Origin of the sequence: Streptomyces sp. NBC_00457, from assembly GCF_036014015.1 — a bacterium.
Lineage (GTDB): Bacteria > Actinomycetota > Actinomycetes > Streptomycetales > Streptomycetaceae > Streptomyces.
The window spans coordinates 6980567-6995373 of the sequence record NZ_CP107905.1; the positions used below are offsets into that span (position 1 = coordinate 6980567).

A 14807-nucleotide genomic window follows, 5' to 3' on the forward strand; every position below is an offset into this window, starting at 1 on the left:
CGTCATGGTCCACACGCCCGGGGACGCGCCCCTGCTGGACGTCCAGGACCTCACCGTCGACGTGCTGTCCCGCGCCGGCGTCGCCCAACGAGTCGTCCACGGCGTCTCGTTCACCCTCCACAAGGAGGAGACGCTCGCGCTCATCGGCGAGTCCGGCTCCGGCAAGAGCATCTCCGCGATGGCTGTCATGGGGCTGCTCCCGGCCACCACCGCCCGCGTCGGCGGCAGCGCCCGCCACCTGGGCACCGACCTGCTGACACTGCCCGCCGACCAGCTCCGTGCGCGGCGCGGCAAAAAGATCGCGATGATCTTCCAGGACGCCCTGTCCGCCCTCAATCCCACCCTCACCGTGGGCTACCAGATCGCCGAGACCATACGGGCCCACGAGCAGGTCAGCCGCCGCCAGGCCCACGCCCGGGCCGTCGAGCTGATGGCCCGGGTCCGCATCCCCGACCCGGCCCGCCGCTGCCGCGACCATCCGCACCAGTTCTCCGGCGGCATGCGTCAGCGGATCATGATCGCGATGGCGGTGGCACTCAGCCCCGACGTCCTCATCGCCGACGAACCCACGACCGCCCTGGACGTCACCGTGCAGGCGCAGATCATGGAACTGCTCGCCGAACTCCGCGAGGAGACCGGCTCCGCGCTGCTGCTGATCACCCACGACCTGGGACTCGCCGCGGGCACCGCCGACCGGGTCGCCATCATGTACGCCGGGCGCATCCTGGAGCAGGCACCGGTCGAGGAGCTCTACGACCGTCCCGCCCACCCCTACACCCGAGGGCTGCTCGCCGCCGTACCCCGCCTCGACGGGGACGTCACCGACCTCACCCCCGTCCCGGGCAGCCCGCCCGGCCCCGGACTGCTGCCCTCCGGCTGCCCGTTCCACGTCCGCTGCTCCGACGCCCAAAGCCGCTGCGCGACGGAAGCACCCGCCCTGCTCCCGGCCCCACCGGCACGGCTCGTCGCCTGCCACTATCCGCATCCGCTGGAGGTCTCCGGTGCCTGACGACCCCCCGCTGCTGGAAGCCCGCAGCCTGGTCAAGCATTACAAGGTCGGCGCCTTCGCTGGTCGGCGCCGGGCGCCGGTCAAGGCCGTCGACGGCGTCGACCTGATCCTGAAACAGGGCTCGACCCTCGGTCTCGTGGGGGAGTCCGGGTGCGGCAAGTCGACCCTCGCCCGTCTCCTGATGGCCCTGGACCGCCCGACCTCCGGCACGGTACGGGTCGAGGGCCGCGACCTGCTCGGGCTGTCGTCGGCCGAACTGCGCCGCCGCAGACGTGACATCCAACTGGTCATGCAGGACCCGTACACCTCGCTCGATCCCCGGATGACGGCGCTGGAGATCGTCCGTGAACCGCTGGACATCCACCGCGACCTGATGCCGAAGCAGGACCGCGCGACCCGGGCCCGCGAGCTGCTGGAGATGGTCGGGCTCGACCCGGGGCACGCGCACCGCCACCCGCACCAGTTCTCCGGCGGGCAGCGCCAGCGCCTCGGCATCGCCCGGGCCCTCGCGCTGCGCCCGAAGATCCTGGTCTGCGACGAGCCGGTGTCGGCGCTCGACGTGTCCGTGCAGGCACAGGTCATCAACCTCCTCAAGGAGCTGCAGCGGGAGTTCGGGCTGTCGTACGTCTTCATCGCGCATGACCTGGCGGTGGTCCGGCACGTCGCCGACGAGGTCGCCGTCATGTATCTGGGGCGGATCGTCGAGCACGGCGACCGCGACACCGTCTACTCCCGCCCCGCGCACCCCTACACCCGGGCGCTGCTCTCGGCCGTACCGGACCCGGACCCGCGCCGTCGGAACACCACCGGCCGCATCGTCCTCCAGGGCGACCCTCCCAGCCCGACCCGCCCGCCCACCGGATGCGCCTTCCACACGCGCTGCTGGAAGAGCCAGGAGATCTGCGCGGGGCAACGGCCGGAGCCGGCCGCACCGATGACCGTCGGAACGCGGCAGGTCTCCTGCCACTTCCCCGAGAACTGACGAGCACTGACAGGACGGAACAGCGCAGATGCTGGAGCAGGAGATCTTCCGGGTCGACGACCCCGAGTGGATCCGTGATCTCACCAGAGCCCACCCGTGGGCGACCCTGATCAGCCACTCTCCCGACCTCGGACCGGTCATCTCCCACCTGCCGGTACTGATCGACGACTCACGACAGGGCACCACGCTGCTGGGCCACCTCGCCAGGACCGACGCCGAGAAGCACGAACTCGGCTCCCACGAGGTGGTCGTCGTGCTCCAGGGGCCGCACGGCTACATCTCGCCGACGTGGTACGAGGAGACACCCCACGTCCCGACCTGGAACTTCACGGTCCTGCATGTCCGCGGCCGCCCTGAAGTGCTCGACCCGGCGGACACCTACGACGTACTGTCCGCCACCGTCGACCACTTCGAGGACCGCCTTCCCGAACCGTGGCGGCTGGCCCGGGTGGAGGACTATGCCCGCCGGATCGCCGGCGGCGTCACCGGATTCCGGTTGCCGGCCACGCGGGTGACGGCCAAGGCGAAGCTCAGCCAGGACGAACGCGAGGAAGTCGTCCTCCGCCTCGCCAAGGCGCTCGAATCCGAAGAGCCGTATGCCCGTCCCGAACTCGCCCGCGCCATGCGCGACATCCGGAGGACGCCGTGACCACGACGCGAGCAGTGCCCGGTACCCGGCCGCTCACCCTGCGCCGGGTCCACCTCGGGGCGGGCGGACCGCTGAGCGATGTCCGTATCGAGTCCGGTCGCGTCACGGCCGTCTGGCCGGCGGGTGAATCGCCGCGCTCCGACGGGGAGAGCGTCGACCTCGACGGCCGCACCCTGCTGCCGGGGCTGTGGGACGCGCATGTCCACATGGTCCAGTGGGCGGGCCTGCGGCGCCGGCTCGACGTGTCCGGGGCCCGTTCGGCGCGGGAGGCCGCGGACGCGGTCGGCGGGCGGGCCGCCGCCCTGCCGGCCGGGGAGCCGGTGATCGGCCACGGCTTCCGCGACGGGCTGTGGCCGGACGCGCCCCACAAGGACCTGTTGGACGCCCTTGTCCCGGACCGCCCCGCCCTGCTGATCAGCATGGATCTGCACTGCGCCTGGCTCAACTCGGCCGGACTGGCCCTGGTGGAGCGCGGCGATCACCCCACCGGACTGCTGCGCGAGGACGAGTGCATGCGGGCCATGCGACAACTCCCCACGGCCTCGGTGGAGTTGACGGACGTGTGGGTGCGGGACGCCTGTGCCGAAGCCGCCGCGCGGGGCGTCACCGGCATCGTCGACTTCGAGTTCGCCGACAACATCGCGGACTGGACCCGGCGTATGAACGACGCCCCGGTGCCGCTCCGGGTGGCCGCCTCCATCTGGTCCCCGCACCTGGAGGCCGCGATCGGACGGGGGCTCCGCACCGGCCAGACCCTGGACACACCCGGCGGGCTCCTGGAGGTCGGGCCGTTCAAGCTGCTCGTCGACGGCTCGCTCAACACCCGCACCGCGCTGTGCCACGAGGCGTACCCGGCCGCGATCCCCGGTGAGCCCGGCTCCCACGGACTGGAGATGGTTCCCCCGCAGGAGCTGGTGTCCCTGCTGCGCCGCGCCTCCTCCCACGGGATCGAACCCGCCGTCCACGCGATCGGTGACCGCGCCAACGAGATGGCCCTCGACGCCTTCGAGGCGGTGCGCTGCCACGGCCGGATCGAGCACGGCCAGCTGCTCGCCCCCGAGGACATCCCGCGCTTCGCCGAACTGGGCGTCACCGTGAGCGTCCAGCCCACCCACGCGGTGGACGACCGCGATGTCGCCGACCGGCACTGGGCGGGCCGGACCCACCGGGCCTACGCCTTCGCCGACCTGCTCGCCGCCGGAGCCGTCCTGGAACTGGGCTCCGACGCTCCCGTCGCGCCCCTCGACCCCTGGCTGACCATGGCGTCCGCCGTGACCCGGACCGGCGACGAGCGCCCGCCATGGCACCCCGAGCAGCGGATACCGGTCGCGGACGCCCTCGCCGGCTCGTCCCGGCAGCGGCGGCTGATCCGGGTCGGCGACCGCGCGGACCTGGTGGTCACCGACACCGACCCGCTCACCGCGGACGCTCGTACCCTGCGCGAAATGCCGGTGCACGCGACCATGCTCGCCGGTACCTGGACCCACGGCCCTGACACCGCTAGGAGGTGAGATAGCACCCCTTCCGAACACCCGGCAGCGGATCGTATCTGTGGCTGACCTCGTCCTGCGCCAACAACGGCAGCACGGTGTGGAGTTACAACCAGGGACTGGCCATCGGCGGCTTCACCGAACTGTGGAAGGCGACCGGTGACGCTTCGCTGCTGGCCACCGCGCGGACCCTGGCCGACGCCGCCATCAGCAACCCGGCACTGACCCGCAACGGAGTGCTCACCGAGTCCTGCGACATCGGCGTGCAGGCACGAGCCCCAACCAGACCGACTGGCGTACCCAGGCCAGCGCCCTCGGAGCGCTCACCGCCGCCGCGGGCTGAGGACCGGTTCCGGAGGCTCCGCGGACAGGCCCTGTGGGGCGAGCCGCCACCTGCTCGATGTGGCGCACTACTTGATGTGGCGCAGCAGCGCGGTGACGGCCGGTGAAAGCTGGCCGCGGGGATGCACCACCATCACCTTCCAGGTCGGTGCGTTCTGGGCGAACCGGCGTACGGTCAGGTCGGGAAAGCGGGCGGCCAGAGATTCCGGCATGATGCACACGCCCAGGTCGTGGCGGACGAGGTCGGTGGCGCCCAGGATGTCGTTGACCTCGAAGGTGGCGGCGCGGTCGACGAGGGCCGTACGGAAGGCCCGGTCGACCGAGTGCCGGATCGCCCAGCCGACCGGGAAGTCCACCAGGGGCAGGCCGGCCACCTCGGCGAGGGTGACCGGTCGCCCGGGTTCCACGGCGCGGCTCGCCGCCGTGACCAGGACCATCTCCTCCTCCTTCAGCACGCGTGCGGCCAGGCCCCGCTGCCGGAGACGGGCCGGCGCCACGACGGCCACATCCGTGGTGCCGTCGCGCAGTGCTTGCAGGAGGTCGTCCGCCGGCGCCTGATGAAGCCTGACGGTCACCTGCGGATGCTGGTGGCGGAAGGCGGCCAGCGCCTGGGCGAGGCCCGTGTGGAGACCCTGCATGACACCTATCGTGATCTCTCCCCGCAGCTCGCCTTTGACCAAGTCGACGGCGGCGCGGGCCTGTTCGGCGGCCTGCAGCGCGGCGCGGGCGGCCGGGAGGAAGGCCTGGCCCGCCGGGGTGAGGGACACCCGGTGGGTGGTCCGGTGGAACAGCGTGGCTCCCAGCTCGCGCTCCAGCGTGCGCACCGTGGTGGACACCGCGGACTGCACCACGTGCAGGCGTCGTGCCGCCGCGCTGAAGCCGCCCTCCTCGGCGACCGCGACGACGACTTCCATCTGCCGAAGGTCCATTCCGTCTCCGTACGGCCGGCATCAAAATCTATCTCTGATTGAGATTACCGTTATCTCGAGCCATCTCCTCGACATGGGAAGCGGCCACTGCGGCACCGGGTTGAAGAGGGTGTCGGCAGCAAGGGAGCCGCCGGCGAACGAACCAGACCCCCAAGGAGACATCGTGTCGAGCAACAACGGCCTCATCGATCCCGCGGACGCCGCCGTACTGCTGGTGGACCACCAGAGCGGTCTGCTGCAGATCGTCGACCACGTCAACGTCCGCGAGCTGCGCAACAACGTGGCCGCCCTGGCCAAGGCCGCCACGCTGGCCGGTGCCCCGGTGATCGCCACCGCGTCGGTCCCCGAGGGACCCAACGGCCCGCTGATCCCGGAGGTGTTCGAGAACGCGCCCAAGGCGACGTACGTCCAGCGTCACGGCGAGATCAACGCGTGGGACGTGGAAGGCTTCCGCAGCGCCGTCGAGCAGACCGGCCGCCGTACGCTCCTCGTCGCCGGCATCATGACCAGCATCTGCGTCGTGGAGCCCGCGCTGTCGGCCCTCGCCGAGGGATACGACGTGTACGCCGTCATCGACGCCTCGGGCACCTACTCCGACGAGGCGCAGCGGATCTCGATCGAGCGCCTGAGCCGGGCCGGCGTCAAGGTCGTCGACGTCCTCGGCGTTGCGGCCGAGCTCCAGAAGACCTGGGCCCGCGACGACGCGGCCAACTGGGGCGGCGTCTACGCGAGTGTCAGCCCGGGCTACGCGGCCGTCATGGAGTCGGTGGGCCGCGCCCAGGCGGAGGCCACCGGTGGTGAGGCCGCCGGGGCCGAGGTCAAGTGGGCCCAGGCCCACGGCCGGCTGGCCTGAGCCCCCGTCGGTCGCTGCCCGGGCCGGTGAGCCCACCGGTCCGGGCAGCGACCGGCAACGTACACAGATCTACGACATACGAAAACGGAGCACTCACATGTCGTTGTCCGCACTCCGGCACGCTCTCCGGGCACCTGCCGAGGGCGCAGTCAAGCGGCACTCGGGGCACTCGGCCCGCAGGCACGGTGCCGGATTCTGGCTGATCGCCTCGGCGTTCGTCACGGCCATGGCGTTCTCCACCGTCCCGACACCGCTGTACCCCCTGTACCAGGCACGAGACGGCTTCTCCACGTTCACGGTCACGATCGTCTTCGCCGTCTACGCCGTCGGCGTACTGATCAGTCTGCTGCTGACCGGACACGTCTCGGACTGGCTCGGCCGACGAAAAGTCCTGATCACGGCGCTGACGCTCGAACTGGTCGCCGCCGCGCTGTTCCTCACCGATCAGTCTGTGCCGGTCCTCCTCGTCGCCAGGCTGATCACCGGTCTCGGTGTCGGCATGCTCACCGCGGCCGCCACCGCGCACCTGCACGAACTGCACAGCGCGCACCGGCCCAGCGCCTCGTCGCAACGGTTCGAGATCGTCTCCACCGCGGCCAACATCGGCGGCCTCGGCTTCGGCCCGCTCGTCGCCGGCCTCCTCGCCCAGTACCTCGACGCGCCCCTGCGCCTGCCCTACCTGGTCTTCGGCGCCCTGCTGCTGATCAGCATCGTCGCGGTCGCGCTCACCCCCGAGACGGTCGAGAAGCGGCCGGTCAGGCCGGCGTACCGCCCGCAGCGCGTCAGCGCCGACCACGGCGACCCGGCCGGATACCTGGCCGCCGCAGCCGCGGGCTTCGCGTCCTTCGCGGTCTTCGGCCTGTTCACCTCGCTGGCCCCCCAGTTCGTCGGCGACACCCTGCACCACCCGTCCCGCGCACTGGCCGGGCTGACCGTGTTCGCCGTGTTCGGTGCCGCGGCGGCGGCGCAGACGCTCACCAGCCGGCTCGACGCCAAGGTACGCAGCAACCTCGGCCTGTTCGCCCAGGCCGCCGGGATGGCCGCTCTCGCCGTCGGCATGCAGACCGCCAGCCTCCCCGTGTTCCTGGTGGCCGGCATCGTGGCCGGCAGCGGCGCCGGAGTGCTGTTCAAGTCCGCGGTCGGCACCGTCGTCGCCATGGCCACCCCGGCCAAACGCGGCGAAGCCCTCGCCGGGCTCTTCCTCATCTCCTACCTCGGCCTCGCCCTGCCCGCGATCGGCCTCGGCATCGCCACCCGCTACACCACCGTGACCACCGCGATGACGTGGTTCACCGGCGCCCTGCTCGCCCTGCTCACCACGGCCGCTGTACTCGCCCGCCGCACCGGCCCTCGCCCTCGCGGGTGAAGGCCGGCGGTGTCGTGAGAGGGCTTCAGCGCCCGCAGCCGAGCGTGCTCGCGCCGAAGTGCTTGTCGATCAGGGCGGTGGCCTTCTCACGTTGGCGGACGCTGATGTCCTCGGCGTGCTCCTCCCAGCCGAACACGCAGGAGGAGACCACCCCGTCGAAGCCGACCGAGGCGAGCGCCGCGAAGACCTCGTCGAAGTCGACCTCTCCCCGGCCCATCTCGGCGTGCTGGTGCACACGCACGGTCGAGCCGGGCGGGTTGACGATGTAGCGCAGCCCGCCCGAGGCGGTGTGGTCCAGGGTGTCGGCGAGGTGCACGTAGGTGACCTTCTCGGCCGCGGCGGTGATGATGCCGGTGGCGTCGTCGCCTTGGTGGAAGGTGTGCGGGGTGCAGTAGAGGAACGAGATCCAGTCCCGGTTGAGGCCGCGCACCATGTTCACCGCGGCGTGGCCGTCCTCGATGAAGTCGTCCGGATGCGGTTCGAGCACCAGCTTGACGCCTTCGCGCTCGAACACCGGCATCAGCTCTTCCAGGGAGCGCAGGAACTGGCTCTCGGCGAACTCGGCGCCTTCGGGGCGGCCGTTGAACTCGGAATTCATGGTGGTGACGCCCAGGTCGACGGTGATCTGGATGGCCCGCTTCCACGCGCGCACCGCCGCCTGGCGCTCCTCCTCCCCAGGGCCGGACCAGCGCAGCACCGGCAGCACCGAGGCGATGCCGATCCCGGCATCGGCGGCGCGCCTGCGCAGCTTGGCCACGGTGGCGTCGTCGGCGCGCGGGTGGCGGAAGAAGGGGATGAAGTCGTCCTTGGGCGAGAGCTCCATCCAGGAGTAACCGGCACGCGCCACCAGGTCAGGCAGCTCCAGCACCGAGTGAGTCGAGTAGAACATCTGTGGATCAAGGGCGAGCTTCATCGCTGTCCTTTGGCGAGAGGGGCGGGTCAGAGAGCGGCCGCAGCACCGTTCAGGTTCTTCGCGGCCAGCGCGAGCCCCTCGGTCTGCGAGTACGCGGCGTCCTCGTGCTCGATGTTCACGGCCATCTCCGGGTCGATCTCGGCGAGGGCGCGCAGGAACTCGGTCCAGAACGGCACGTCGTTTCCGAGACCGACAGCGACGAACTTCCACGCCGGGTTCTCCGGCCAGGCGTTGCACCAGAAGCCGTAGCCCGTGGGCACCTTGCTGGGCGCGTCCGCGGGCACGCGCGTGAACGACGTGTCCAGTACGCCGCGGATGTCGGCGCCCGGGCAGAGCGTCGCGTCCTTCGCGGCGGCGTGGAACACCAGCGGGCCCAGCCACTTGATGGAGGCGATGACGTCCATGCCCTGCCACATCAGGTGCGAGGGGTCCATCTCCGCGCCGACGTTCGTCAGGCCGCCCTCGTCGACCAGCCGCTTCAAAGTCACCGGCGAGAAGACGACGTTGTGCGGGTGCATCTCGACGGCGACCCGGACGTCGTTCTCCCGCGCCAGCGCGTCGATCTCCTTCCAGAACGCGACGGCCACACCCCACTGGTAGTCCAGGACGTCCATGTAGACGCCGTCCCACGGATTCACCACCCAGGAGGGGTACTTGGCGTCCGGGTCCGAGCCGGGCGTACCGGACATGGTGACGACATGCTTCACGCCCAGCAGACCCGCGAGGCGGATGGTGCGGCGCAGGTCGTCGGCGTGCTTGGGGCCGACCCCCGGGAGCGGGTTGAGCGGGTTGCCGTTGCAGTTCAGCCCCGTCAGTTCCATCCCGCGGTCGGCGAACGTCGCCAGGTACTCCTCGCGCGCCGTGGCCGAGGACAGCAGCAGGTCGACCGGGCAGTGCGGGGCGGGGATGAAGCCGCCGGTGTTGACCTCGACCGAGGTCAGGCCGTTCTCCTTGAGGATGTCGAGGGCTTCGGTGAGGGTGCGGTCGTGCAGACAGGCGGTGTAGGCGCCGAGCTTGAGAGCCATGTGTCGATGTCCTTCTCTACGTACGGGTCAGGCGGCGGGCTGAACATCCACGGCGACGGCACCGCCGCTGTAGAAAGCGGGCCGGGGCTTCATGCCGGTGTCGACGATGCGGCCCGATGTCAGGGCCTCGACGGTGGCGTTGGAGATGACGGTCGCCGCGTAGCCGTCCCAGGCGGACGGCCCGGTGGGCTCGGTGCCCGCCGCGACCGAGGCGATCCACTCGCGGAACTCGGTGTCGAAGGCGTCCGTGAACCGGCCGACCCACGCCTGGAGGATCTCCGTGCTGTGCCGGCCCGCCGTGCGTACGGCGACCGAGGCCGGGTCCGGCAGTCGTACGAGGCCCTCTTCGGCGACGATCTCGCACTGGATGTCGTAGCCGTACTGGCAGTTGACGAACAGCTCCAGGTCGATGCGAACGCCCTTGGCGGTCTCGAAGAGCATGATCTGCGGGTCCTTCAGGTGCGCGAACCGTCGGCTGGTGGAGCGCCCCACGACGACCTGGGTGGAGACGATCTCGTCGTCGAGCAGCCAGCGCAGTACGTCGATCTCGTGTACGGCCGAGTCGAGCGCGGCCATCTCGGAGATGTACGACTCCGGGACGGTCGGGTTGCGGTGGGCGCAGTGCACCACCAGCGGCTCGCCGACGCGGCCGGAGTCGATGACCTGCTTCATCTGCCGGTAGCCCGCGTCGTAGCGGCGCATGAAACCGACCTGGACGAGACGGCGGCCGTACGCCGACTCGGCCTCGATGATCCGCAGACAGTCCTCGACGGTGGTGGCGAGGGGCTTCTCGCAGAACACGGGCTTACCGGCCGCGATGGCGTTCAGGACGTGCTCGGCGTGGGTGGGGCCCCAGGAGGTGACCAGCACCGCGTCGACGTCGTCCGCCGCGATCAGCCCGGCACCGTCGGCGCACACCCGGGCGCCGGCTCGGGCCGCCGACTCAGCGGCCCGCGCGGAGTCGATGTCGGTGACCGCGGTGACCTCGGCACCGGCCACGGTGTCGGTGAGCCGGCGGATGTGATCCTGACCGATCCAGCCGGCCCCGATCACCCCTACGCGCACAGACATGGGGAAGTCCTTTCCAGCCCCGACGCCAACCGCCGGGAGCGCACGGGGAGTTCAGGAGTAGCGGGCCTTGAGTTCCTGCCCGAGCTGATGACGCCGGTGTCGTACCCGAAGAGGAGCCCGCCGAAGGTGGCGATGACCGTGACGACCCGCAGCCGCCGGGAGACGGCCGGGGGCGGCGTCGTTGCCATGACGTTCCTTGGGGGAGGGGACGGGAACTTCAGCTGGAAGTGGGGAAGTTGAAGCCGGCCGCGACCTGCTGCTCGGTCTGGGGCCAGCGGGAGGTGACGACCTTGGGGCGGGTGTAGAAGCGGATGCCCTCGGGGCCGTGGATCGGCGAGTCGCCGATGAGGGAGTCCTTCCAGCCGCCGAAGGAGTAGTACGACATCGGGACCGGGACCGGCACATTGATGCCGATCATGCCGACCTTGATCCGGCGCTGGAACCGGCGGGCGGCCTCGCCGGAGGCGGTGAACAGGGCGGTGCCGTTGCCGTAGGGGTTGGCGTTGATCAACTCGATGGCCTGGTCGAGGGACTCGGCACGGACGATCGCCAGGACCGGGCCGAACAGCTCCTCCTTGTACGCCTCCATCTCGGTGGTGACGTGGTCGAGGAGGGACGGGCCGGTGAAGAAGCCCTCCTCGTGGCCGTCGACCTTCAGTCCGCGGCCGTCCACGACGACCGTCGCGCCCTGCGCGGCAGCGGTTCCGACCGCGTTCTCGACACGTTCCTGCGCGGCCTTGGTGACCAGCGGGCCCATCTCGGTGCCGGGCCGGTCGCCCGGGCCGACCTCGACCTCGCGGGCCTTGCGGGCCAGCACCTCGACCAGCCCGTCGGCCGCGTCACCCACGGCCACGGCGACGGAGACGGCCATGCAGCGTTCGCCGGCCGAACCGTAGGCGCCCGCCGTGATGTGGTTGGCGGCGAACTCCAGGTCGGCGTCGGGCAGGACGACGGCGTGGTTCTTGGCGCCGCCGAGAGCCTGGACGCGCTTGCCGTGGGCGGTGGCCTGCTCGTGGACGTACTTGGCGATCGGGGTGGAGCCGACGAAGGACACGGCCTGGATGCCGGGGTGGGTGAGGATGGCGTCGACGGCCGGCTTACCGCCGTGGACGACGTTGAAAACCCCGTCGGGCAGGCCGGCCCTCTGATAGAGCTCGGCGACGAAGTTGGCGGCGGACGGGTCACGCTCGCTGGGCTTCAACAGGAACGTGTTGCCGGTCGCGATGGCGATGGGATGCATCCACAGCGGCACCATGGCGGGGAAGTTGAACGGCGTGATGCCCGCGACGACTCCCAGCGGCTGGCGGAAGTCGTGCACGTCCACGCCACGCGAGACCTGGTCGGAGAAGGACCCCTTCAGTACGTCGCCCAGACCGCAGGCGAACTCCACGACCTCGCGGCCACGGGTGATCTCACCGCGGGCGTCGTCGACGGTCTTGCCGTGCTCGGCGGAGATGATCCGGCCCAGCTCCTCCTCGTGCTCGACGAGCAGCTGCCGGAAGGCGAACATCACCTGGGTGCGCCGGCTGAGGGAGGAGTCCGACCAGGTCTCGAAGGCACTCGCGGCGGCGGCGACGGCGGCGTCCACATCGGCCGCGCCGCCCAGGACCACCTGGGCCTGCTCGGCGCCGGTGGCCGGGTTGAACACCGGCTGGGTGTCGGCGGTGGAGCCCGGTGCGGGGCTGCCGTTGATCCAGTGCGGGATGGTCTTCACGTGAGGGTGTCCTTACAGGTAGTGCCGCTGGTTGAGCTTGTTCGCGGCGTACGTCTCGTACGCGGCGCGGGTGGAGTCCAGGGCGGAGGTCTGGCTGACGGGGACGTCCCACCAGCCGTGGCCGGGCGGATTGGGGCCGTAGAGGTCGGTCTCGACGTGCACGACGGTGGTGTACTGGGCGGCCTTGGCCTTCTCCATCACGCTGCGGAACTCGTCGACGCTGGTGGCGTGCAGGACGTCCGCGCCGAGCGAGGAGGCGTTCGCGGCGAGGTCGACCGGGAGGACACCACCGTCGAGTCGGCCCGAATCCCCGTCGCGGAAGCGGTACTTGGTGCCGAAGCGCTGCGAGCCGAGCGACTCCGACAGGGCGCCGATCGAGGCGAAGCCGTGGTTCTGGACCAGGACGATGATGACCTTCAGGCCCTCGGAGACCATGGTCACGATCTCCTGAGCCATCATCAGATACGAGCCGTCACCGACCAGGACGACGACCTCGCGCGACGGGTCGGCCATCTTCGCACCGAGACCGGCGGCGACCTCGTAACCCATGCAGGAGTAGGCGTACTCGACGTGGTATGCCTTCGGATCCCGCGCCCGCCACAGCTGTTGCAGGTCACCCGGCATGGAGCCCGCCGCGTTGATGACCACGGCCCGGTCGTCGAGTACGTCGTTGAGCGCGCCGAGGATCTGGGTCTGGGCGGGGAACTCGCCGGTGTTGCGGTCGGGTGCGAAGCACTCTTCCTCGATCTCCCGTGTACGGGCGATGAGTTGGCGGGTGCGGTCGCGGTACTCCTGGTCCACTTCCCAGTCTGCGAGCGCCCCCGCCAGCGCTTCGACGCCGAGGCGGGCATCCGAGACCAGCGGCTCCGCCGAGTGCTTCACGGCGTCGAGGCGGGCGACGTTGAGGTTGACGAAGGCGACGTCCGGGTTGCCGAAGACGGTGTGGCTGGCGGTGGTGAAGTCGGAGTACCGGGTGCCGATGCCGAGGACGACGTCCGCCTCGCGCGCCAGTTCGTTCGCCGCATACGAGCCCGTGGAGCCGATGCCGCCGACCGCGCGGGGATGGTCCCAGGCCACGGCGCCCTTGCCCGCGTGCGTGTCCGCGACCGGGATACCGGTGGCCTCGGCGAAGGCCCGCAGGGCGGTCTCGGCGCCGGAGTACACAGCCCCGCCGCCCGCCACGATCAGCGGCTTCTTCGCGCCCCGCAGCAGGCGCGCGGCCCGCTCCACGGCGCTGGGTTCCGGCACCGGACGGCCCACATGCCACACCCGGCGCCGGAAGAAGTCGGCCGGCCAGTCGTACGCCTCCGCCTGCACGTCCTGCGGCAGCGCGAGCGTCACGGCACCCGTCTCCACCGGGTCGGTCAGCACCCGCATCGCGGCCAGCGCGGCCGGGATGAGCTGTTCGGGGCGCGAGACGCGGTCGAAGTACTTCGATACGGCGCGGAAGGCGTCGTTGACCGTGACGTCCCCGCCGCGGGTGTCCTCCAACTGCTGGAGCACCGGGTCGGCGGCGCGGGTGGCGAACATGTCGGACGGCAGCAGCAGGACCGGCAGCCGGTTGGTGGTCGCCAGGGCCGCACCGGTGATCATGTTCGTGGAGCCGGGGCCGGTGGAGGCCGTGCAGGCGAAGGCCGCCAGCCGGTCACGCATCTTCGCGTACGCCACCGACGCGTGCACCATGCCCTGTTCGTTACGGGCCAGGTAGTAAGGGAGATCGGCCTCTTGAGTGACGGCGGCCTGCAGCAAAGCCTGCCCGATCCCGGCCACGTTGCCGTGCCCGAAGATGCCCCACATGCCGGGGATCAGCCGCTGCTCCTGGCCGTCGCGCTCGCTGTACTGGTTCGCCAGGAAGCGCACCAGGGCCTGAGCGGTGGTCAGTCGGATGGTGTTCATCGCTCGCCGAGTCCTTCGAAGGGAAGCCTGTCGTCGATGTCCTGCGCGTCCCAGGTGGAGCGCACCCAGCCGTGGGCGGGGTCGTCGCAGATCAGCCGGGCGCGGTCCTGGCCCGGACCGGCCATGACGTCGAGGTGGTAGAGGTCGTAGCCGGGCGCGGCGATCGACGGTCCGTGCCGGCCGTGCGGGACCGGCACGGTGTCGCCGGGCCGTGCCTCGTCGTGCTTGTGCGGTGGATACGCCGACCAGTTGCCGCCGGGCGTGCGCACCTCGCACACCAGCAGCTGCTCGGCGTCGAAGGTGCCGGGCAGGCAGTAGTTGTTGACCTGCCGGGAACACACCCCGGCGCCGCGCAGCTCGACGGGGACGTCCTCCTTGCGCCCGTACCGAGCCGAGTGACCTCCCTGCTCGGTACGGGCGGAGGGCAGCGCGAACCTCCCACCGGATGCGCTGCCGATCAGGGCCCCCGACGCGCGGGGGAGGTACGCGAAGTCGGTGACGGAGTCGAACACGCCCGACCGCCCGACGAGTTCGAAGGCCGTGCCGTCCGTGGTGACGGTGGACGAGG

14 protein-coding genes and 1 pseudogene are annotated in these 14807 nt (G+C 70.9%); 7 read left to right on the forward strand and 8 right to left on the reverse strand.

Annotation, left to right across the window (positions count from 1 at the left end; genetic code table 11):
• Positions 1-4 precede the first annotated feature (4 nt).
• The 5 genes from OG828_RS31845 (at position 5) to OG828_RS31865 (ending at position 4579) form a co-directional block, all read left to right on the forward strand.
• Positions 5-1009, forward strand: coding sequence for an ABC transporter ATP-binding protein (locus OG828_RS31845; protein WP_328503082.1), 1005 nt, complete (start codon positions 5-7; stop codon positions 1007-1009).
• Entirely contained in the window at positions 1002-1991 is a 990-nt protein-coding gene (locus tag OG828_RS31850) for an ABC transporter ATP-binding protein (RefSeq protein WP_328503083.1), read from the forward strand. Before OG828_RS31845 ends, OG828_RS31850 begins: the two co-directional genes overlap by 8 nt.
• 28 nt (positions 1992-2019) lie before the next feature.
• Positions 2020-2640 (forward strand): FMN-binding negative transcriptional regulator, encoded by a 621-nt coding sequence (locus OG828_RS31855; protein WP_328503084.1) that lies wholly within the window; start codon positions 2020-2022, stop codon positions 2638-2640.
• Positions 2637-4151, forward strand: a complete 1515-nt coding sequence (locus OG828_RS31860) for an amidohydrolase (RefSeq protein ID WP_328503085.1) — start codon at positions 2637-2639, stop codon at positions 4149-4151. Before OG828_RS31855 ends, OG828_RS31860 begins: the two co-directional genes overlap by 4 nt.
• Positions 4152-4228: 77 nt before the next feature.
• On the forward strand, positions 4229-4579 hold the full coding sequence (locus OG828_RS31865) for a hypothetical protein (protein ID WP_328364287.1): 351 nt from the start codon (positions 4229-4231) through the stop codon (positions 4577-4579).
• Here the strand turns inward: OG828_RS31865 and OG828_RS31870 are convergent.
• Positions 4541-5401 carry a LysR family transcriptional regulator gene (locus tag OG828_RS31870; RefSeq protein ID WP_328503086.1) on the reverse strand — a complete coding sequence of 287 codons (861 nt, stop codon included), beginning with the start codon at positions 5399-5401 and terminating at the stop codon, positions 4541-4543. The genes OG828_RS31865 and OG828_RS31870 overlap by 39 nt on opposite strands.
• 163 nt (positions 5402-5564) lie before the next feature.
• On the opposite strand from OG828_RS31870, the gene OG828_RS31875 reads away from it, so the two are divergent.
• Together OG828_RS31875 and OG828_RS31880 are read left to right on the forward strand one after the other, a co-directional pair.
• Positions 5565-6254, forward strand: coding sequence for an isochorismatase family protein (locus OG828_RS31875; RefSeq protein WP_328364291.1), 690 nt, complete (start codon positions 5565-5567; stop codon positions 6252-6254).
• 97 nt (positions 6255-6351) lie between these two features.
• On the forward strand, positions 6352-7620 hold the full coding sequence (locus tag OG828_RS31880) for an MFS transporter (RefSeq protein ID WP_328503087.1): 1269 nt from the start codon (positions 6352-6354) through the stop codon (positions 7618-7620).
• A gap of 25 nt (positions 7621-7645) precedes the next feature.
• On the opposite strand, the gene OG828_RS31885 is transcribed toward OG828_RS31880, so the two are convergent.
• From OG828_RS31885 to OG828_RS31915, 7 genes and pseudogenes are all read right to left on the reverse strand, one after another.
• Entirely contained in the window at positions 7646-8533 is an 888-nt protein-coding gene (locus OG828_RS31885) for a sugar phosphate isomerase/epimerase family protein (RefSeq protein ID WP_328503088.1), read from the reverse strand.
• Positions 8534-8559: 26 nt separating this feature from the next.
• Positions 8560-9558, reverse strand: a complete 999-nt coding sequence (locus OG828_RS31890; RefSeq protein WP_328503089.1) for a sugar phosphate isomerase/epimerase family protein — start codon at positions 9556-9558, stop codon at positions 8560-8562.
• A gap of 27 nt (positions 9559-9585) precedes the next feature.
• The gene (locus OG828_RS31895) at positions 9586-10629 is read right to left on the reverse strand and encodes a Gfo/Idh/MocA family protein (protein WP_328503090.1); all 1044 of its coding nucleotides are present in this window, start codon (positions 10627-10629) and stop codon (positions 9586-9588) included.
• Positions 10614-10817 (reverse strand): hypothetical protein, encoded by a 204-nt coding sequence (locus tag OG828_RS31900; protein ID WP_328503091.1) that lies wholly within the window; start codon positions 10815-10817, stop codon positions 10614-10616. The genes OG828_RS31895 and OG828_RS31900 overlap by 16 nt, the downstream gene beginning before the upstream one ends.
• A gap of 29 nt (positions 10818-10846) precedes the next feature.
• Entirely contained in the window at positions 10847-12343 is a 1497-nt protein-coding gene (locus OG828_RS31905; protein WP_328503092.1) for a CoA-acylating methylmalonate-semialdehyde dehydrogenase, read from the reverse strand.
• A gap of 12 nt (positions 12344-12355) precedes the next feature.
• On the reverse strand, positions 12356-14239 hold the full coding sequence (iolD, locus tag OG828_RS31910) for a 3D-(3,5/4)-trihydroxycyclohexane-1,2-dione acylhydrolase (decyclizing) (RefSeq protein WP_328503093.1): 1884 nt from the start codon (positions 14237-14239) through the stop codon (positions 12356-12358).
• Positions 14236-14805, reverse strand: a pseudogene (locus OG828_RS31915) (5-deoxy-glucuronate isomerase); the annotation flags it as partial. The pseudogene OG828_RS31915 and the gene iolD, both read right to left, overlap by 4 nt.
• Positions 14806-14807 lie beyond the last annotated feature (2 nt).